Raw genomic sequence first — 18250 nt, forward strand, 5'->3', positions numbered from 1 at the left:
GGTCTCCGCCGGCGGCGCCTACGCCGCGCTGTGGCGGTCCTGGCACGGCTGATCCGGTCCCGGGGGCGCGCCGGGCCGGGGGGGGGGGGGGGGGGGGGGGGGGGGGGGGGGGGGGGGCCCCGGGGGGGGGGGGGGGGGGGGGGGCCCCCCCCCCCCCCCCCCCCGTTCCCGCCCGGGCAGGCCTACAGCTCCCGCTCGGCGTAGGCGCCCATGGCGTCCCTGACGAAGGCCGCCGTGCCCTCGCCGTACTGGTCGTACGTGGCGGTGAAGCGCGGGTCGTCGACGTACATCTGCCCGAGCCCGGCGAACTGCTCCGCGTCCGGCCGCCTGCCCTGCCAGCCGGCGGAGACCCACTCGTAGTGCCGCCGGGTGATCGCGAGCACCTCCTCGCTGTCCGGTGCGAGACCGGCCCGGTGGGCGCGGGCGTAGTCGGTGGTGATGTCGATCTGGCGCTGCTGGAAGGACTTCCTGCCCTCCTCCGTCAGCGAGCTCCACCAGCGGTCGCCACGCTCGAAGGCGTCGCGGCCCCAGCGTTCGATCACCTCGTCCTCGTACCTGGTGTGGTCGAAACCGTCGAGAGCCTCCCGGGGCATCAGGGGCTCGCCTCCTTCCATCCTGGCCAACGTCTTCCGCACCGACTCGATCTGCCGACCCAGGCGCTCCCGCTCCCGTTCGAGCAGCTCCAGATGGGTGTGCAGCGCGGCGGCCGCGTCCCGCTGCCCGTCGAGCGCCTCGGAGATGGCGGTCAGCCCCACGCCGAGCTCGCGCAGCAGCAGGATCCGCTGGAGCCGTACCAGCGCGCGCTCGTCGTAGTAGCGGATCCCGCCGTGCCCGATCCGGCTGGGACGCAGCAGCCCCACGGCGTCGTAGTGGCGCAGGGTGCGGCTGGTGGTCCCGGCCGAGCGGGCGATCTCCTGAATGGACCATTCCATCGCCTGCCGCCTCCGGGTCCTCGGTGATCTGGTCGGTGCCGACGACGCTAGGGGTTTACGCGGCGTCAACCGCAAGCCCGGCGCCGAGGGCCCGCCCCCGAAGGCCGCGAGAGCGCGGTGAGGGGCGCGGCGAAGGCGCTACGACCTGCGGCGGGGCCTGCCGCGCCGACCGCCCCCGGCGCCGCCGGAACCCCTCGAGCCGCCGGAGCCGCGCCGGACGCCCCGGCCGGACTGCCCGCCTCCCACGGACCTCCGCCGCGCGCCACTCCCGTCCGGACGCCCCGGCTTCTCCTTGTCCCGCTTCTCCCGCCCGCCCGGCCCGGCCCCCTCGGCGGCGGGGCGGCGGCCCCGGGTGCTGTTGACGGTCCGCCCCCGGACGATCCCGATGAAGTCCTCCACGAGATCGGTGGTCCGGTCCTCCCGCCACGACAGCGCGACGCGTGACTGGGGGGCGTCCGTGACGGGCCGGTAGGTGAGGTCCCTGCGGTGGTACAGCCGGGCGAGCGACTGCGGCACGACGAGCAGTCCCACACCCGCCGCCACCAGCTCGATGGCGTCCGCCGTCGTGGCGGGGCGCTCGAGGGCGGGCCGTCCCGGCGGGCGCTCCCACTCCAGGGTGTCGTCGAGGGGGTGCAGCACGGTCTCCTCGTCCAGCTCCCCGGCGGACACCTCCTCGACGGCGGTCACCAGGTGGTCCTTGGGGACCACGACCACCGTGGTCTCGGTGTAGAGGGGGATCGCGCTGAGATCCGTACGGTCGGTGGGCAGCCGCAGGAAGCCCGCGTCGGCGCCGCCGTCGCGCAGCACGCCGGCCGCCTCGGCTGCGGGCACTTGGACGAGGCCGAGCGGGACATCCGGCAGTCGCTCGTTCCAGATCCGCACCCACTTGGTGGGCGTCACTCCCGGGACGTACGCGAGCCGGAACGAGGAGGGTGCTTCCGAGCCGTTCACCGGGCCAGGCTACCGGGGGCCGGGGGCCGGGGGCCGGGTGGCGGGAGGAGCCGCGGGCGCTCGATACCCTGGACCCCATGAAGTCGCAGCAGACCGCCCAGACGATGAAGCCCGCCACCGCGGCGAAGAAGCTGGGCGTGTACCTCGAGGCCACCCCCGCCGAGTTCCGGGAGGGCGTCGTCTCACGCGCGGAACTGAACGCGCTGCAGACCGACCCGCCCGAGTGGCTGAGGGAGCTGCGGCGCGACGGACCGCACCCCCGCCCGGTGGTCGCGGCGAAGCTGGGCGTCTCCAACTCGGGACTCGCGCGCGGCGGGATCACCGACCCCCTGACCACCGAGCAGATCGAGGCGCTGAAGGCGGAGAACCCCGAGTGGCTGCGGAAGGAGCGCGCCACCCAGGCGGAGGTCCGCAAGGAGGCGGCGCGCCTGAAGGAGCGGAAGGCGGAGCAGGAGGACCAGCCCCGCCCGCCGCGCCCCTGATCCCGTCCCCCGCCGTACGGCGGGGGACGGGCGCCCCGGCCCCCGCCCCCCGCCCCCGCGCCGGCGGCGGCCCCCCCCCCCGCCCCCCCCCCCGGGCCGGGCGTCTTCACGGGCGTCTTCCCTCGCTCCCCGGCGCCGCGACATGCGCTCATTGCATAAAACTGCCGCCATATGTATAGTCATGCTGTCGATGAGGAGGATTCCATGGCAGTGCGGGCGGCAGTGGCGGGAGCGAGCGGCTACGCGGGAGGCGAGATCCTGCGCCTGCTGGCCGGGCACCCCGGTGTCGAGGTCGGGGCGCTGACGGGCAACTCCAACGCCGGGCAGCGCCTGGGCGCGCTTCAGCCGCATCTGCCGCCACTGGCCGACCGTGTGCTGGAAGTCACCACGGTGGAGACGCTGACCGGTCACGACGTGGTCTTCCTCGCCCTGCCGCACGGCCAGTCCGCGGCCGTCGCCGAGCAGCTCGGCGACGAGGTGCTGGTCATCGACTGCGGGGCCGACTTCCGGCTGAGGGATCCGGGGGACTGGGAGCGTTTCTACGGCACGCCGCACGCCGGCACCTGGCCGTACGGCCTCCCCGAGCTGCCGGGGGCACGCGACGCGCTGACGGGGTCCCGGCGCGTCGCGGTCCCCGGCTGCTATCCGACGGCCGTGACACTCGCGCTCTTTCCGGCGTTCGGGGCCCGTCTGGTCGAGCCCGACGTGGTGGTGGTCGCGGCCACCGGCACCTCGGGCGCGGGCAAGGCGCCCAGGCCCCACCTGCTGGGCAGCGAGGTGATGGGTTCGATGAGCCCCTACGGCGTCGGCGGCGTCCACCGGCACACCCCCGAGATGGCCCAGAACCTCTCGGCCGTCGCGGACGGGCCGGTCACCGTCTCCTTCACTCCGACGCTCGCCCCGATGTCCCGCGGCATCCTGGCCACCTGCACCGCCAGGGCCCGGCCCGGCCTGACCGCCGACCGGCTGCGCGAGACCTACGACAAGGCGCTGGCCGCCGAGCCGTTCGTCCATCTGCTGCCCGAGGGCCAGTGGCCGTCCACCGCCGCCGTCTACGGCTCGAACAGCGCGCTGCTCCAGGTCGCGTACGACGAGGCGGCCGACCGCGTGGTCGCCGTCAGCGCCATCGACAACCTGACCAAGGGCACGGCGGGCGGCGCGGTGCAGAGCATGAACATCGCCCTCGGCCTTCCCGAGGAGACGGGCCTCCCCGTCACCGGGGTCGCCCCGTGAGCCGGCGGAGGCGCCCGCCGGCGACGGCGGGCGGTACGTACGCGGCCGCCGGTGCGCTGCCGACGGCGATGATGCCCGCGCCGTGCCGTGCGGGTGGGGAAGGGAAGAGGAAGACACCGTGAGCGTCACCGCTGCCAAGGGATTCACCGCGGCGGGGATCGCCGCCGGGATCAAGGACAACGGCGACCCCGACCTGGCTCTGGTCGTCAACACCGGGCCGCGCCTGGCCGCCGCCGGTGTGTTCACCTCCAACCGGGTCAAGGCCGCCCCCGTCCTCTGGTCCGAGCAGGTGCTCAGGGGTGGGCAGGTGTCCGCGGTGGTCCTCAACTCCGGCGGCGACGTGGACACCCCCGGACTGGACGCCGCACTGCGCGAGGCCACCCGTACCACCTTCGACCGCGTCGACCCCGACAGCTGCATGTCCACCAACGACACCGTGCTGCTGCTGGCCTCCGGAGCCTCGGGGGCCGCCCCGCAGGCGGAGGAGTTCGCCGAGGCCGTGCGGACCGCCTGCGGCGACCTGGCGGCGGGCACCGAGTCCGCCGTCATCCGGACCAACGACCTCACCTCCGACTACGTCCACGAGAACAGCGCTTATTCGTCATGAGTACACGTAGGCACACCGCCCTGCCAAAGGCCCAGATCCTCATCGAGGCACTGCCCTGGCTGACCCGCCACCACGGGAAGACCGTGGTCGTCAAGTTCGGCGGAAACGCCATGGTGGACGAGGACCTGAAGGCCGCGTTCGCCCAGGACGTGGTCTTCCTGAGGCACGCGGGTCTCAAGCCCGTCGTCGTCCACGGCGGCGGGCCGCAGATCAGCGCTCACCTCGACCGGCTCGGCCTGGTCAGCGAGTTCAAGGCCGGACTGCGCGTCACCACCGACGAGGCGATGGACGTCGTGCGCATGGTGCTGGCCGGCCAGGTGCAGCGAGAACTGGTCGGCCTGCTCAACCGGCACGGCCCGCTCGCCGTCGGCATGACCGGCGAGGACGCCCACACCCTGACCGCCACCAAGCGCTACGCGCACATCGACGGCGAGAAGGTGGACATCGGCCGCGTCGGCGAGATCACCGAGGTCGACGCGGGAGCCGTCCAGGCCCTGCTGGACGACGGCCGCGTTCCGGTGATCTCCTCCATCGCCCGCAGTGCCGACGACGGGCACGTCTACAACATCAACGCCGACACCGCCGCCGCGGCCCTCGCCGCCGCGCTCGGCGCCGAGACGCTGATGGTGCTCACCGACGTCGAGGGCCTCTACGAGGACTGGCCGCGCAGTGACGACGTGATCAGCCGGCTGACCGCGAGCGAGCTGGAGAAGCTGCTGCCGGACCTGGCCAGCGGCATGGTGCCCAAGATGGAGGGCTGTCTGTACGCCGTGCGCAACGGCGTCAACACCGCCCGGGTCATCGACGGGCGCGTCCAGCACTCCATCCTGCTGGAGATCTTCACCGACGAGGGGATCGGAACCATGGTCGTGCCGGACGGCGCCGCGCCGGAGAGGGAGAAGCGGGCGTGAACGACACCACAGGCACCCGTACGGGCACCGCCACGCACGACGCCCCGCCCGGCAACGCCGGCCTCACCCGGCGCTGGCAGGACGCGCTGATGGACAACTACGGCACCCCCCGCGTCCCGATCACCCACGGAGAGGGCGCCCGGCTGTGGGACGCCGACGGCAGGGAGTACCTGGACTTCGTCGGCGGCATCGCCGTCAACTCGCTCGGCACCGCCCACCCGGCGGTCGTCCGCGCGGTCTCCGGGCAGATCGCCACCCTCGGCCACGTCTCCAACCTCTTCGTCGCCGAACCCCCGGTCGCCCTGGCCGAACGGCTGCTCCAGCTCTTCGACCGCGCGGGACGCGTCTACTTCTCCAACTCCGGTGCGGAGGCCGTCGAGGCGGCGTTCAAGATCGGCCGCCGGACCGGCCGGACACACATGGTCGCCACCGAGGGCGGCTTCCACGGCCGCACCATGGGCGCCCTCGCGCTGACCGGTCAGCCCGCCAAGCGAGACCCCTTCCTCCCGCTGCCCGGTGAGGTCACCCACGTCCCCTACGGCGACGCCGACGCGCTGCGGGCGGCCGTCACCGAGGAGACCGCGCTGGTGATCGTCGAGCCGCTCCAGGGCGAGAACGGCGTCGTCGTCCCGCCCGAGGGCTATCTGGCCGCGGCCCGCGAGATCACCGCCGCCACCGGTTCCCTGCTGGTGCTCGACGAGGTCCAGACGGGCATCGGCCGCACCGGGCACTGGTTCGCCTGCCAGGCGCAGGGGGTGCGGCCCGATGTCGTCACGCTCGCCAAGGGACTGGGGGCCGGGCTGCCCATCGGCGCCACGGTCGCCTTCGGCGAGGCCGCCGAACTGCTGGGCCCCGGCCACCACGGCTCCACCTTCGGCGGCAACCCGGTCTCCTGCGCGGCGGCGCTCGCCGTCCTGGACACCATCGCCTCCGAGGGGCTCCTCGACCAGGTCAAGAGGATCGGCAGCCGGCTGCGCGACGGTGTCCGGGCCCTGGGACACCCGCTGGTCGGCCAGGTCCGCGGCGCCGGGCTGCTGCTGGGTATCGTACTGACCGAACCCGTCGCACCCCAGGTGCAGCAGGCTGCCCAGGACGCGGGCTTCCTGGTGAACGCGTGCGCCCCGGACGTCGTCCGGCTGGCACCGCCGCTGATCATCGGCGAAGCCGAGGCGGACGCGCTGGTCCGGTCCCTCCCCGCCGTCCTCGACACCGCCGGCGGGCCCCGACGAGCCGGAGACTGACGAGACGATGACCGAGGCGCAGGCGCAGGGCGGCAACCACGGCGGCCCGGCCGTACCCCACACGCGTACGGCCCGGCACCGCCGGATCGTGGAGATCCTGAACCGCGAGCCGGTCCGGTCCCAGAGCCAGCTCGCCAAGCTGCTCGCCGACGACGGGCTGAGCGTCACCCAGGCGACGCTCAGCCGGGATCTGGACGAGCTGGGCGCGGTGAAGATCCGCAACACCGGGGGCGAGCTGATCTACGCGGTTCCCGGCGAGGGCGGGGACCGCACGCCCCGGGCCCCGCTGGGGGAGTCCGCGAGCGAGGCGAGGATGGCGCGGCTGGCGGGCGAACTGCTGATCTCCGCGGAGGCGTCGGCCAACCTGGTGGTGCTTCGCACCCCGCCCGGCGCCGCCCAGTTCCTCGCCTCGGCCATCGACCAGGCGGAGGTGCACGACATCATCGGCACCATCGCGGGCGACGACACCCTGCTGCTGATCAGCCGCCACCCCACCGGCGGGCAGGAGCTGGCCGACCACCTGCTGCGGCTGGCACAGCGGAATTCCCCATCGCGCAACTCCAACTAGCTTTTCGGGCAAGTGAGTTGGGCCAGGGTGCCCGGCTGCCGCCATGACACCGCTCTGTCCGGCACGGAAGGCTGTGAAGACCGTGTGCGGGGTGAAACGCGGTGGTCTGGGGAGAGACCCGGGAAGCGGATCCCGAGCCGGCACGGGAACGGAGGGGACTGCGGAGTGTGGGACGCCCGGGAGGACGTCAGGCGCCTCTTCGGGACGTCGCCTGCCGCTCGTGCGCCAGCAGCGACCAGACCTGGAGGTCGTGACGGCGGCCGCCCATGGGGAACACACCGCGCAGGGTGCCCTCGTGCGTCATCCCCAGCCGCCGGGCCACCGCGATGCTGGGGGCGTTCTCGGGGGAGACCATCCACTCCACCCGTGCCAGACCGCGTACCCCGACCGCCCAGCCGATCATGTGCCGGGCGGCGGTGGTGACCAGTCCGCGCCCCTGCGCCTCGGGCGCCAGCCAGGCCCCCAGTTCGCAGGAGCCCTCGGAGACGCTGAGCCTCCGCAGGAGCATGCCGCCCACCAGTTCGCCGCCCCGCCGGATGCCGCAGATCCGGCCCTCGTCCGCGGCCTGCTTGTCCGCGTACCGCTGGAGAAAGGTCCGGGCCGAGGCGGTGTCGGTGACGGTGCGCGCCCACGGCAGCCAGGGCGCCAGATGGCCGCGCACCCGGTCGGTGTACGCGGCCAGTTCCGCCGCCTGCCACGGCTCCAGGGGGCACAGCTCCGCGCCGTCGCCGAGAGGGGTGCTGAACATGGAAGGCTCCTCGGAAGGTCGCTCGCGGGTGGTGGGGGCGTGCGGTTGCGGCGCTCGCGCCGGTCCCGGTGACAGCCATGATCGGACCCTTCGTCGCGCCGGGGGCGCCCGCCGCGCGGAAACGGCCGGTTCCGGCCCCGGAATCCCAGCTCTGTCCCCAGAGGCAAAGTAGCCCTGCTTGATGTTCAGGTGTGTGTTGCTGCGGTGGTCCGTTCGTCGTGTTCTCGCAGCATGCGCATGACGGTGGCGGGTGAGGGGTGCTGTCCCTTCCTCTTGCCGGTGGTGATGACGAGGCGGGTGGCGATGTCGCGCGGACTCATCTCTTGATCGCGCAGGTGGACCGCCGGGTGATCGCCTGTTTCACGAGCTACCACCTATGAAACGGGCCCGCTTGTCGAACACAGGGTGGGGCAGGCAAGGGGGTCGTCTGCCCCCTGCCCTACGGCGCGCGCGAGACCGTGATCAGGAGAGGGGATCGGACATCGAGGCGGGCGCTGATGTCGGCGATCACCTCGCTGACCCAGCCGATCGCATCCACCGTCCACTCCGAGAGCTCTCCACGCAAAGCCACGCCGTGCAGGGGCGGGCCGTTCCAGAAGCGGTCGTCGAACGGAGGGGGGACGAGAGCGTCCCGGCCAACGATCTCGTGGGAACCGTATCCGAATACGCCATGGGCAAGCTGGCCGACCTGGTCGGCGAGCTGCTGTGCGACGGCGGGGACTGAACGGTCCCGGCCACTGTTGATGTTGATCTCCACTGGAGTTGCCGCTTCCGGGGCACACTCGGTGAACCACGCCATGGTCTGCATCGACGGTACGGGCGCGTACGGTGGACGCGTTGCGGGGTCAAGCCCCTGTACCGGCAGGAGAACCTGGACCGTAGACAAGCTAAGGGTGCCGGCTCGCGCTGTCGCGGCTTCGGCGCACTGCAGGAACGGCTGCACCGGTAGTGGCCGGTCGTCGGCCACCATGCTGGCCTCGACTTGAAACCACGAGATCAGCCCTGTTCCCGCAGCGGCGAGTGGATGGTGCCACCCGGCGTCGTTCATGCCCCACAGCCCGGGCGCGCGGATCATGCTGTCTTCGGGGCCGCCCCCGGCCGATCTGTCGTCGAGCCAGCCCATGGCGACTGATCGGTCGTAGAACAGCGAGTGGGCATCGGGCACTGACTCGGCGTCACGCCATGGGAGCGGAGCCAGCGTGCCGTAGAGAGCAGCGAACATGGTGCCCGCACTCCGGGGACTTGCGGGCGCGACGCCCGGTACTGCTGAGCTACTGCGCGCCGGCACGCTGGCTCCTCACTGTCGCCTCATAGCGGCGACACACTCTTTACTAGTGTCTCGTGATTCCGTCAGCGTTACTTGATCTTGTGCGGCAGGGTTGCTTGCTATGGAGCTCTCCGTGGAACAGGCCGCCGAGTTGCGGGAGTTGGTGAACAGCAGGGACGTGCCTGCGGATATAGCCACGCGGGGCCGGATCGTGCTGTGGTCGGGCGAGGGGCGGCGACGCAAGGACATTGCCGAGCTGCTTGGGGTGTCGCTGCCGACGGTGGACCGCTGGAAGACCCGCTATGCCGAACGGGGCCTGGCCGGACTGGAAGGGGAGCGTCCCGGTGGCGCACGGGAACAGGTACCGGCCCGGGTGCGGTCCCGTGTGATCGCGCTGACGCGTATGACGCCGCCGGACAGCACCGGTCTTTCGCAATGGTCCACCCGGGGGTTGGCGAAGTACCTGAAGCGGACCGAGGACATCACCGTGTCCTGGCACTACGTCGCGCGCGTCTGGCGGGAAGAACACCTGAAGCCGCACCGGTCCGGCACCTTCAAGATCTCCAAAGACCCCGCGTTCGCGGAGAAGGTGGCCGACGTGATCGGCCTCTACCTGGCCCCTCCGGGCGGTGCGGTGGTCCTCTCGATCGACGAGAAGACGCAGATCCAGGCGCTGGACCGGACCCAGCCGGTACTGCCCGTCGCGTTCGCCGCACATGAGAAGCGCACCGCCGACTACGTCCGGCACGGCACCACGAACCTGTTCGCCGCCCTGAACGTGACCACCGGAGAAGTGTCCGGCGAGTGCAGGCCGACCCGGAACGGCAAGGACTTCCTGGCCTTCTTGAAGAAGGCGGTGGAACCTCACACCGGGAAGGATGTCCATGTTGTCCTGGACAACCTCTCCACGCACACCACCGCGGAGGTCAAGGAGTGGCTGGCCAAGAACCCGCACGTCCACTTCCACTCCACCCCCATCGGCTCCTCATGGCTGAACCAGATCGAGATCTGGTTTGGAATGGTGTTGTTGCACTTGAAGCCCAGAGTCTTCAGCAGCGGCGGCAGCATCTGCCGGTAGTAGGAGCTGTGGGACGAGCGCAAGGTGGTGCGGACCTTCGCCTTGAACACCTTCTCGTTCGCCTTCGCCTTCGCGACCAGGTCCCGCAGCGTCTTCTCGCCCACCACCGGATACAGGGCCGTGCGGACCTTCTCCTCCGGCGCTCCGATCGCCGCGTCCGCGAGCTTGAACAAGATGCCCTCCTTGCCCCGGACCTTCCTCAGCTCCGCGGCGAGCTGCTTCTCCACCCGCTGCTCGGCGCGGGCGTTGATCTTGTGGACCAGCGCGATCAGCAGCTCCACCAGCGCATCGGTGACCTCCGCCTGCCGGGCCGAGCACAACACGGCCAGCAGCGTGATCCGCGCCTCCTCGGCGGTGTCGCGGAAGTCCGAGGGATACATCTTGATCGCCCGCGCCCGCCAAGCGGCCAGCAGCTTCTCCGAGCAGTCCGCGAACAGCCCGCTCGGCAAGCCCAGCTTGCGCACATCGTTCAGCTTGGTGATCTCCGTCAGCAGCGAATCCAGTCCCACCGCACCCGGGTCGCGCTTGAGCGCCGCCAGCGGCGTCGCGCCCGCCTCGTTGCCCTCAGCCACCAACGCCAGCAGCCGACCCGCCCCGGCCCCACCCAGGTGCTCCGCGGTCCGCGTGCAGAACGCCTTCTCCGCCCGGGCCTGGGCCGCGGCGACGATCCGCTCCACACGCCCCGGCGGCTCAATACGCTCCGCCCGGCACTGTGCACCAGCAGGGCATCGCGCAGCCGATCCTCCACCAGCTCCACCGGACACGCCTCAGCCGCCAGCCAGGCGATCAGCCGCTCCTCATCCGCCCGGGTCGCAGGGCGGAAACCAAACGCCTCGCGGATCTGCCTGCGGTGAATCTTCGCCGAGCTGCCCGCCAGGTCGTACTTCGCAAGGTCCTCGGCCGGCACCTTCGCCAGCCCCGCGACGTACTCGACCGCAGGCTGCGGGAACTCATCGAGGAGCTCAGGGAAGCGGCCTTCGATCTCGAAGTACTTCAGCATCAGGCAGAAGCCCAGGCGCGTCGCCCCGCTCTTGTTCGCCACCAGGTCCCAGTCGCCGTCCACCAGCGTCCAGGCCGCCACGACCTCCTCCGGCAACTACTCCCGCTGCATGTGTCCCGCCCCTTCCTCGTTGATCATCGAGATTCACTCGATCAGCCCAACGAGGCGACCGGCGACAGGAAACGGAGGACCTGACCCACTGAAAGCTACCGGTCAGTTACTTTGCCCCCGGGGACAGAGCTGGGATTCCGGGGCCGTTCCGCGCGGCGGGCGGCCGCGTCGCCGCCCGCCGGCCACTCCGCGTCAGAGCGGTCTCTTGTGGAACAGGGTCGTGGGCCGGAGTACGCCCTCGGTGTCGGCGGCGTAGTCGGGGATCGTGCCGGCCTCGGTCCAGCCGGCCGAGCGGTAGAGGTGCTCGGCCGGGCTGCCGGTCTGGGTGTCCAGCACCAGCAGGGAGATCCCCGCGCCGGCGGCCTCCCGTTCGGCCGTCGCCAGCAGTCGCCGGCCCAGGCCCCGGCCCCGGGCGTCCCGGTGCACGATCAGCTTGGCGATCTCCGCGCGGTGGCGGCCGTTGGGCATGCCGGAGAACCTGAGCTGCACGGTCCCCAGGATTCGGCCGTCCTCCCCCCGGGCCGCCCACACCGCCGTCCGGCCCTCGGCCGCCTCGGGCGCCAGCCCCTCCCACCAGGCCGCCGCCTCGAAGAGGTCGAGCGGGGCGAGGAAGCCGATCGAGGAGCCGCCCTCGACGGCGTCGCGGAGCAGGGCGGCCAGGTCCCGGGCCGCGGCGAGGATTCCGGAGGCCGGCAGACGGGTGATCACCGGCGCGGCACTGCTGATGTGTTCGATTCGCACCGTCTGATGGAACTCCTTCCGGGCCCCCGGGCGCAAGGTCGTTCCGACAGGCGGTCGGGCGGTCAGGCGGGAGTGGGCGGCAGGGGGAGCGGCAGGCCCGGAAGGCCGTCGATGCTGGTGGCGACGTGCTCTTTCTTGTGGAAGTACGCGTCCAGCGATTCATCCGTCTCGCGCTCGAAGCGCGAGCCGTGCAGCGGGCGGTCGCTGTCGTACGTCATCAGCGGCACGGCGTAGCCGCAGGTGTCGCGGATCAGCTCGGCGGTGACCACGACGATCGCGCGCAGGCCGTGCCGGGAGTGGTCGACGTCGGGGAAGCGGCCGATCAGCTCTCTCCAGCGCGGGTCGTCGCGGAAGACGGGCTCCCCGCGGCCGTGGACGCGCACGATGTTGGGCGGGCCGGAGAAGGCGCACCACATCAGGGTGATCCGGCCGTTCTCCCGCAGGTGGGCGACGGTCTCGGCGTTGGAACCGGCGAAGTCGAGATAGGCGACGGTGCGCTCGTCGAGGACCGCGAAGGAACCCCTCAGCCCCTTGGGTGAGAGGTTGACGGTGCCGTCGCCGGACAGCGGCGCGGTGGCGGTGAAGAAGACGGGCTGGGCCTCGATGAAGTCCCGCAGCCGTCCGTCGATGCGTTCGTGTGTCTTTCCCATGACGGCATCATGTCGCCGCGTGCGCGCGGGCGCCCGTGGTTTCCGGCGCGGGCCGCACCCGCGCCGCCCGTACCGGCCGAGGTGCCGCAGGGTCCGCCAGGAGTGCCGAAAGATCGCCGGCCTGCGGTTTCCACGGCCGTCGGTCGCGCTTTGACGAACCATGCGGAGGAGTGCATACTTATGCTAATCACCGTATGCATCGTAAGGAGTCCCCCGTGACCGAGCGCGTCGTACTCGCCTACTCCGGTGGCCTGGACACCTCCGTCTGCATCGGCTGGATCGCCGAGGAGACGGGCGCCGAGGTCGTGGCCGTCGCCGTCGACGTCGGCCAGGGCGGAGAGGACCTGGACGTCATCCGCAAGCGCGCGCTCGCCTGCGGCGCCGTCGAGGCCGAGGTCGCCGACGCGAAGGACGAGTTCGCCGAGGAGTACTGCCTCCCCGCGATCAAGGCCAACGCGCTCTACATGGACCGCTACCCGCTGGTCTCCGCCCTCTCCCGGCCGACCATCGTCAAGCACCTGGTGGCCGCCGCCAGGAAGCACGGCGCCACCACCGTCGCCCACGGCTGCACCGGCAAGGGCAACGACCAGGTGCGGTTCGAGGCGGGCATCTCCTCACTCGCCCCCGAGCTGAAGTGCATCGCGCCGGTGCGGGACTACGCCATGACGCGTGATGCGGCGATCGCCTTCGCGGAGGACAAGGGCCTGCCGATCGCCACCACCAGGAAGTCGCCGTACTCCATCGACCAGAACGTCTTCGGGCGGGCCGTGGAGACCGGTTTCCTGGAGGACATCTGGAACGCGCCCGTCGAGGACGTCTACGACTACACGCAGAACCCGGCCGCCGCGCGCGAGGCCGACGAGGTGGTCATCACCTTCGACAAGGGCGTCCCCGTGGCCCTCGACGGCCGGCCCGTCACCGTCCTGCAGGCCATCCAGCAGCTCAACGAGCGGGCCGGGGCCCAGGGCGTGGGCCGGATCGACATGGTCGAGGACCGCCTGGTGGGCATCAAGTCCCGCGAGGTCTACGAGGCGCCGGGCGCCATCGCGCTGATCACCGCCCACCAGGAGCTGGAGAACGTCACCGTCGAGCGCGAACTGGCCCGCTACAAGCGGCAGGTCGAGCAGCGCTGGAGCGAACTGGTCTACGACGGCATGTGGTTCTCCCCGCTCAAGCGCGCTCTGGACGGCTTCGTCGAGGAGGCCAACGAGCACGTGTCCGGCGACATCCGGATGACCCTGCACGGAGGCCGGGCCACCGTCACCGGCCGGCGCTCCCACACGTCGCTGTACGACTTCGACCTGGCCACCTACGACACCGGCGACACCTTCGACCAGTCGATGTCCAGGGGCTTCATCGAGATCTTCGGCATGAGCAGCAAGATCGCCGCCAAGCGGGACCTCGCGCAGTAACCTGCCCCAGCGGCAGCCGCACACCGCCCGCACACAGCCCGCCTCTTCCGCCCCGTGGTGGGGGGGGGCGGGCGCCTTCCCGCCCGGCACGACCCGACACCGCCCAGCACGACCGGTAAGCGCACGAGGAGCAGCGATGACCAACGCCCCCCAGACCCCGCCCCCCGCCGCAGGCGGCGACGTACGGCTGTGGGGCGGCCGGTTCGCCGACGGGCCGGCGGAGGCGCTGGCCGCCCTCTCGGCCTCCGTCCACTTCGACTGGCGACTGGCCCCCTACGACATCGCCGGGTCGCGCGCCCACGCCCGTGTGCTGCACCGGGCCGGGCTGCTGACCGCCGACGAGCTGGAGAGGATGCTCGCCGGTCTCGACCGCCTGGCGGCCGACGTCGCCGGCGGAACCTTCACCGGGACCGTCGCCGACGAGGATGTGCACACGGCCCTGGAGCGCGGTCTGCTGGAGCGTCTCGGTCCGGAACTGGGCGGCAAGCTGCGCGCCGGACGCTCCCGCAACGACCAGGTCGCCACGCTGTTCCGGATGTACCTGCGCGACCACGCCCGGATCATCGGCGGCCTGCTCGCCGACCTGAACGAGGCCCTGGTCTCCCTGGCCGAGGCGCACCCGGACGTGGCGATGCCCGGTCGCACCCACCTCCAGCACGCCCAGCCGGTCCTCTTCGCCCACCATGTCCTCGCCCACGTCCAGGCGCTGTCCCGGGACGCCGAGCGGCTGCGGCAGTGGGACGCGCGCACCGCCGTCTCGCCCTACGGGTCGGGGGCGCTGGCGGGTTCCTCGCTCGGTCTGGACCCCCGCGCCGTCGCCGCGGACCTCGGCTTCGAGCACGGCTCGGCCGCCAACTCCATCGACGGCACCGCCTCGCGCGACTTCGTCGCCGAGTTCGCCTTCATCACCGCGATGATCGGTGTGGACCTCTCCAGGATCGCGGAGGAGGTGATCATCTGGAACACCAAGGAGTTCTCCTTCGTCACCCTCCACGACGCCTTCTCCACCGGCTCCTCGATCATGCCGCAGAAGAAGAACCCGGACATCGCCGAGCTGGCGCGCGGCAAGTCCGGCCGGCTGATCGGCAACCTCACCGGGCTGCTGGCCACCCTCAAGGCGCTGCCGCTGGCGTACAACCGCGACCTGCAGGAGGACAAGGAGCCGGTCTTCGACTCCTGCGACCAGCTGGAGATCCTCCTTCCGGCGTTCACCGGGATGATGGCCACCCTCACCGTCAACCGCGAGCGGATGGCCGAGCTGGCCCCGGCCGGCTTCTCCCTGGCCACCGACGTCGCCGAGTGGCTGGTGAAGCGGGGTGTGCCGTTCCGGGACGCGCACGAGATCGCGGGGGAGTGCGTCAAGGTCTGCGAGGCCGCCGGGACCGAACTGGACGAGCTCACCGACGGGCAGTTCGCGAAGATCTCGCCGCACCTCACCCCCGAGGTGCGCACCGTGCTGAGCGTCTCCGGCGCTCTGGCCTCCCGCGACGGGCGGGGCGGCACCGCGCCGTCGGCCGTCGCCGTCCAGCTCGCCGGGATCAAGGAGGACCTGGCCCGGCAGCGGGAGTGGGCCGGGGAGGACCGCCCGGGCGCCGTGAGCTGATCGAACACCAGGATCCGGCCAGGGGCGGGGCGGTGCTCCGCCCGCTGGGGGCCGGGCTGCGGAGCACCCGCCGCCTCCCCTCCTCGAGCCCCTCCCGAACCGGCGGCCGCCCTCCCGGAGCCGCCGCCGTGGCGCCCTGGAGAAGCATGGGCGGTCCCGGGCTGGGGCATGCCGCCGGAGGAAGTGATCCCGGGCGTGCCGGAGGAGGCGCGTCCGTTCGCGGCGCCGCGGGCCGCGCCGCTCACCGGCGGACCCTGGTGGTGGGGGCCCTGTGGTATCTCTGGGCGCTGACCGGCTCCGTGCTGGTGGCCCGGGTCCGCGAACCCCTGCGGCGCCCTGTGGCGCTGGGGGCCGTCGGCCTGGGGGCCATGATCGCGCCGCTGGTCACCGCACCGGGTGGAATGGCCTGGCTGCCCGTGGTGCTGCTGCTCAAACTGGTCCTCGCGCACGGCGTTCCCGAAGGTGCCGCCGCGCCGACCGGGTCGCGCGGGCGCCCGCCCCGGTGAGCCCCCGTTGCGCCGCCCGCCGGAGGGGAGAGCGGCGCAACGGAGGAACCGGCGGAGCCTCAGGCCGCCTTGGCCTTGGTGGCGTACACGTCCACGTACTCCTGGCCCGACAGCCGCATCACATGGCTCATCACCTCGTCGGTCACGGCCCGCAGCACATAGCGGTCACGGTCCATGCCGTCGTAGCGCGAGAAGTCCAGCGGCTCGCCGAAACGGACGGTGATCCGGCGGCCCGGGCCGACCCGGGGCAGTCCGCTGCCGCCCGGCTGGACGCGGTCGGTGCCGATCATCGCGAACGGGACGACCGGCGCGCCGGTCATCAGCGTCAGCCTGGCGATGCCGGTGCGGCCCCGGTACAGGCGGCCGTCGGGGGAGCGGGTGCCCTCCGGGTAGATACCGAAGACGTTGCCCTCCTCCAGTACCCGGCGGCCGGTCATCAGCGCCGCGACGCCGCCGCGCCCGCCGTCGCGGTCCACCGGGATCATGCCGACGCCGGTGAAGAACCACGCCATCAGACGGCCCTTGAGGCTCTTGCCGGTGACGTACTCGTCCTTGCCGATGAAGAAGACCTGCCGGTCGACGACGATGGGGAGGATCATCGAGTCGATGAAGGTCAGGTGGTTGCCGGCCAGGATCACCGGACCGCTGCCGGGGATCCGCTCCGCTCCCTCTACCCGCGGACGGAACAGCACGCGCAGGAGCGGGCCGAGCAGCGCCTTGATGAGCAGGAAACGGGACAACGTGCCCTCCGGTCGTGATGGTCAGCGCGCGCACCCGCGCAGGTGAGTACGGTACTCGCCGGCCACCGGCGGGCGCGCGCCGGGTTCGTCCCACGGATACCCCGTGATGGCGCGATTTGTCAGCAGTTCACGCCTCGTTTCGCGTACGGCCTCCCGCAGTGAAGCGACGCACACCTACCATGCGCGGGTTCCGTTGCTTGTCAGGTGCGGGACAGTCACCGGTGTGTGAAGGCGAGAGGAGTGCCCATGGGACAGGCGCAGAGGCCGGACCGCAGAGCCGTGCTGGGCGCGGCGGTGCTGGGCGCGGGTGCGGCGGCGCTGGGACCGGCCGCCGCCGCGTCGGCGGCCGACGGCGGACGGGGGAGCGGTGCGGACCGGGGCCGTACGGCCCTGCCGGCGCCCGCCGTCATCGCCCACCGCGGCGCCAGCGGCTACCGGCCCGAGCACACCCTGGGGGCCTACCAACTCGCCCTCGACATGGGTGCCGACGTCATCGAGCAGGATCTCGTGCCCACCCGGGACGGCCATCTCGTCTGCCGCCACGAGAACGACATCACCGGCACCACGGACGTGGCCGACCACCCGCGGTTCGCCGGTCGCAGGACCACCAAGGTGGTGGACGGCACCGAGATCACCGGCTGGTTCACCGAGGACTTCACCCTCGCCGAACTCAAGACGCTGCGCGCCACCGAGCGCATCCCCGGCACCCGGCCCGACAACACCCTCTACGACGGCCGCTGGACGGTCCCGTCCTTCGAGGAGGTGCTGCGCTGGGCCGAGCGCGAGGGCCGCCGGCGCCGCCGCCCGGTCTGGCTCCACGTCGAGACCAAACACCCCGGCTACTTCCGCGGGCTGGGCCTGGGCCTGGAGGAGCGGCTGGCGAAGCTGCTGCGCCGGTACGGGCGGCACCGCGCGGATTCCCCCGTGTTCCTGCAGTCCTTCGAGCCGAGCAGCATGGAGCGGATGAGCCGGCTGGTGAAGACCCCGCGCGTGGTGCTGCTCTCCTCGGCCTCCTCCCGGCCGTGGGACTTCACCGAGGCCGGCGACCCGCGCACCGTGGCCGACCTGGTCACGCCCGAGGGGCTGAGGTGGATCTCCGGCTTCGCCCAGGGCATCGGGCCGACGCTGGACCTGATCGTCCCCCGGCGGGCGGACGGGCGGCTGGGCGAGCCCACCACCCTGGTGCGCGACGCCCACGCCCGCGGGCTGCTGCTCCACCCGTACACCATGCGCAACGAGAACCGGTTCCTGCCCGCGGACTTCCGCCGCGGCACCGACCCGGACGCGTACGGGGACGCCTTCGGCGCACTGCGGACGTACTTCGCGACGGGCATCGACGGCATCTTCGCCGACCAGCCGGACACCGCCCTGCTGGCCGCGGAGGACTTCCGCCGGGGCTGACGGCCGGTCGGACCGGTCCGGACGCTCCCCGAAGGAGGCGCGGGCCGCGGCGGTCACCCATGCGGGCG

General features: G+C 72.1%; 19 protein-coding genes and 1 pseudogene. 11 read left to right on the plus strand and 9 right to left on the minus strand.

Translation table 11 applies throughout. The annotated features are described in order from the left end of the window. Window positions 1-182 precede the first annotated feature (182 nt). Together AC2CJA_RS11845 and AC2CJA_RS11850 are read right to left on the minus strand one after the other, a co-directional pair. Window positions 183-932 (minus strand): MerR family transcriptional regulator, encoded by a 750-nt coding sequence (locus tag AC2CJA_RS11845; RefSeq protein ID WP_484602634.1) that lies wholly within the window; start codon window positions 930-932, stop codon window positions 183-185. A 138-nt stretch (window positions 933-1070) separates the two neighbouring features. Next, a complete protein-coding gene (locus tag AC2CJA_RS11850) occupies window positions 1071-1883 on the minus strand; it encodes a LysR family substrate-binding domain-containing protein (RefSeq protein WP_484602635.1) in 813 nt (270 codons plus the stop codon). Window positions 1884-1960: 77 nt separating this feature from the next. Between AC2CJA_RS11850 and AC2CJA_RS11855 the strand changes: the two genes are divergently transcribed. From AC2CJA_RS11855 to AC2CJA_RS11880, 6 genes and pseudogenes are all read left to right on the plus strand, one after another. Beyond that, window positions 1961-2365 (plus strand): DUF5997 family protein, encoded by a 405-nt coding sequence (locus tag AC2CJA_RS11855; RefSeq protein WP_484602636.1) that lies wholly within the window; start codon window positions 1961-1963, stop codon window positions 2363-2365. A 204-nt stretch (window positions 2366-2569) separates the two neighbouring features. After that, the gene (argC, locus tag AC2CJA_RS11860) at window positions 2570-3598 is read left to right on the plus strand and encodes an N-acetyl-gamma-glutamyl-phosphate reductase (RefSeq protein WP_484602637.1); all 1029 of its coding nucleotides are present in this window, start codon (window positions 2570-2572) and stop codon (window positions 3596-3598) included. A 118-nt stretch (window positions 3599-3716) separates the two neighbouring features. After that, window positions 3717-4121 (plus strand): annotated as a pseudogene (locus tag AC2CJA_RS11865) (bifunctional ornithine acetyltransferase/N-acetylglutamate synthase); the annotation flags it as partial. 80 nt (window positions 4122-4201) lie between these two features. After that, window positions 4202-5116, plus strand: a complete 915-nt coding sequence (argB, locus tag AC2CJA_RS11870) for an acetylglutamate kinase (protein ID WP_484602638.1) — start codon at window positions 4202-4204, stop codon at window positions 5114-5116. Then, entirely contained in the window at window positions 5113-6357 is a 1245-nt protein-coding gene (locus AC2CJA_RS11875) for an acetylornithine transaminase (RefSeq protein ID WP_484602639.1), read from the plus strand. The genes argB and AC2CJA_RS11875 overlap by 4 nt, the downstream gene beginning before the upstream one ends. A gap of 7 nt (window positions 6358-6364) precedes the next feature. After that, window positions 6365-6925, plus strand: a complete 561-nt coding sequence (locus tag AC2CJA_RS11880) for an arginine repressor (RefSeq protein WP_484602640.1) — start codon at window positions 6365-6367, stop codon at window positions 6923-6925. Window positions 6926-7112: 187 nt separating this feature from the next. On the opposite strand, the gene AC2CJA_RS11885 is transcribed toward AC2CJA_RS11880, so the two are convergent. From AC2CJA_RS11885 to AC2CJA_RS11895, 3 genes are all read right to left on the minus strand, one after another. Continuing rightward, on the minus strand, window positions 7113-7673 hold the full coding sequence (locus AC2CJA_RS11885; protein WP_484602641.1) for a GNAT family N-acetyltransferase: 561 nt from the start codon (window positions 7671-7673) through the stop codon (window positions 7113-7115). 185 nt (window positions 7674-7858) lie between these two features. Further along, entirely contained in the window at window positions 7859-7993 is a 135-nt protein-coding gene (locus AC2CJA_RS11890) for a hypothetical protein (RefSeq protein ID WP_484602642.1), read from the minus strand. A 119-nt stretch (window positions 7994-8112) separates the two neighbouring features. After that, window positions 8113-8895, minus strand: coding sequence for a hypothetical protein (locus AC2CJA_RS11895; RefSeq protein ID WP_484602643.1), 783 nt, complete (start codon window positions 8893-8895; stop codon window positions 8113-8115). A 178-nt stretch (window positions 8896-9073) separates the two neighbouring features. Here AC2CJA_RS11895 and AC2CJA_RS11900 point away from each other — a divergent pair, with 178 nt between their 5' ends. After that, window positions 9074-10018: an IS630 family transposase gene (locus tag AC2CJA_RS11900; RefSeq protein WP_484602644.1), complete on the plus strand. Its 945-nt coding sequence runs from the start codon at window positions 9074-9076 to the stop codon at window positions 10016-10018. 487 nt (window positions 10019-10505) lie between these two features. Here AC2CJA_RS11900 and AC2CJA_RS11905 read toward each other — a convergent pair whose 3' ends face one another. The 3 genes from AC2CJA_RS11905 to AC2CJA_RS11915 form a co-directional block, all read right to left on the minus strand. Further along, window positions 10506-11099, minus strand: a complete 594-nt coding sequence (locus AC2CJA_RS11905) for a DUF4158 domain-containing protein (RefSeq protein ID WP_484602645.1) — start codon at window positions 11097-11099, stop codon at window positions 10506-10508. 222 nt (window positions 11100-11321) lie between these two features. Then, window positions 11322-11870 (minus strand): GNAT family N-acetyltransferase, encoded by a 549-nt coding sequence (locus tag AC2CJA_RS11910; protein ID WP_484602646.1) that lies wholly within the window; start codon window positions 11868-11870, stop codon window positions 11322-11324. 62 nt (window positions 11871-11932) lie between these two features. Beyond that, window positions 11933-12520, minus strand: coding sequence for a pyridoxamine 5'-phosphate oxidase family protein (locus AC2CJA_RS11915; protein WP_484602647.1), 588 nt, complete (start codon window positions 12518-12520; stop codon window positions 11933-11935). 215 nt (window positions 12521-12735) lie between these two features. Between AC2CJA_RS11915 and AC2CJA_RS11920 the strand changes: the two genes are divergently transcribed. The 3 genes from AC2CJA_RS11920 to AC2CJA_RS11930 all read left to right on the plus strand — a co-directional run bounded on the left by AC2CJA_RS11920 (window position 12736) and on the right by AC2CJA_RS11930 (window position 16041). Further along, complete coding sequence (locus AC2CJA_RS11920; RefSeq protein ID WP_484602648.1) at window positions 12736-13932, plus strand: argininosuccinate synthase; 1197 nt, start codon at window positions 12736-12738, stop codon at window positions 13930-13932. 136 nt (window positions 13933-14068) lie between these two features. Further along, window positions 14069-15535: an argininosuccinate lyase gene (gene argH, locus AC2CJA_RS11925; RefSeq protein WP_484602649.1), complete on the plus strand. Its 1467-nt coding sequence runs from the start codon at window positions 14069-14071 to the stop codon at window positions 15533-15535. Window positions 15536-15792: 257 nt separating this feature from the next. After that, window positions 15793-16041, plus strand: a complete 249-nt coding sequence (locus tag AC2CJA_RS11930; protein ID WP_484602650.1) for a hypothetical protein — start codon at window positions 15793-15795, stop codon at window positions 16039-16041. A gap of 59 nt (window positions 16042-16100) precedes the next feature. Here AC2CJA_RS11930 and AC2CJA_RS11935 read toward each other — a convergent pair whose 3' ends face one another. Then, window positions 16101-16781, minus strand: a complete 681-nt coding sequence (locus tag AC2CJA_RS11935; protein WP_484602651.1) for a lysophospholipid acyltransferase family protein — start codon at window positions 16779-16781, stop codon at window positions 16101-16103. 246 nt (window positions 16782-17027) lie between these two features. On the opposite strand from AC2CJA_RS11935, the gene AC2CJA_RS11940 reads away from it, so the two are divergent. Further along, a complete protein-coding gene (locus AC2CJA_RS11940) occupies window positions 17028-18182 on the plus strand; it encodes a glycerophosphodiester phosphodiesterase (RefSeq protein WP_484602652.1) in 1155 nt (384 codons plus the stop codon). Window positions 18183-18250: the final 68 nt, after the last annotated feature.

It is taken from the genome of Streptomyces sp. ATLC9 (assembly GCF_057196705.1).

Coding starts and splice junctions, on each gene's coding strand:
- AC2CJA_RS11845 (WP_484602634.1), bottom strand. CDS start 932: ATGGAATGGTCCATTCAGGAGATCGCCCGCTCGGCCGGGACCACCAGC.
- AC2CJA_RS11855 (WP_484602636.1), top strand. CDS start 1,961: ATGAAGTCGCAGCAGACCGCCCAGACGATGAAGCCCGCCACCGCGGCG.
- argC (WP_484602637.1), top strand. CDS start 2,570: ATGGCAGTGCGGGCGGCAGTGGCGGGAGCGAGCGGCTACGCGGGAGGC.
- argB (WP_484602638.1), top strand. CDS start 4,202: ATGAGTACACGTAGGCACACCGCCCTGCCAAAGGCCCAGATCCTCATC.
- AC2CJA_RS11880 (WP_484602640.1), top strand. CDS start 6,365: ATGACCGAGGCGCAGGCGCAGGGCGGCAACCACGGCGGCCCGGCCGTA.
- AC2CJA_RS11885 (WP_484602641.1), bottom strand. CDS start 7,673: ATGTTCAGCACCCCTCTCGGCGACGGCGCGGAGCTGTGCCCCCTGGAG.
- AC2CJA_RS11890 (WP_484602642.1), bottom strand. CDS start 7,993: ATGAGTCCGCGCGACATCGCCACCCGCCTCGTCATCACCACCGGCAAG.
- AC2CJA_RS11895 (WP_484602643.1), bottom strand. CDS start 8,895: ATGTTCGCTGCTCTCTACGGCACGCTGGCTCCGCTCCCATGGCGTGAC.
- AC2CJA_RS11915 (WP_484602647.1), bottom strand. CDS start 12,520: ATGGGAAAGACACACGAACGCATCGACGGACGGCTGCGGGACTTCATC.
- argH (WP_484602649.1), top strand. CDS start 14,069: ATGACCAACGCCCCCCAGACCCCGCCCCCCGCCGCAGGCGGCGACGTA.
- AC2CJA_RS11940 (WP_484602652.1), top strand. CDS start 17,028: ATGGGACAGGCGCAGAGGCCGGACCGCAGAGCCGTGCTGGGCGCGGCG.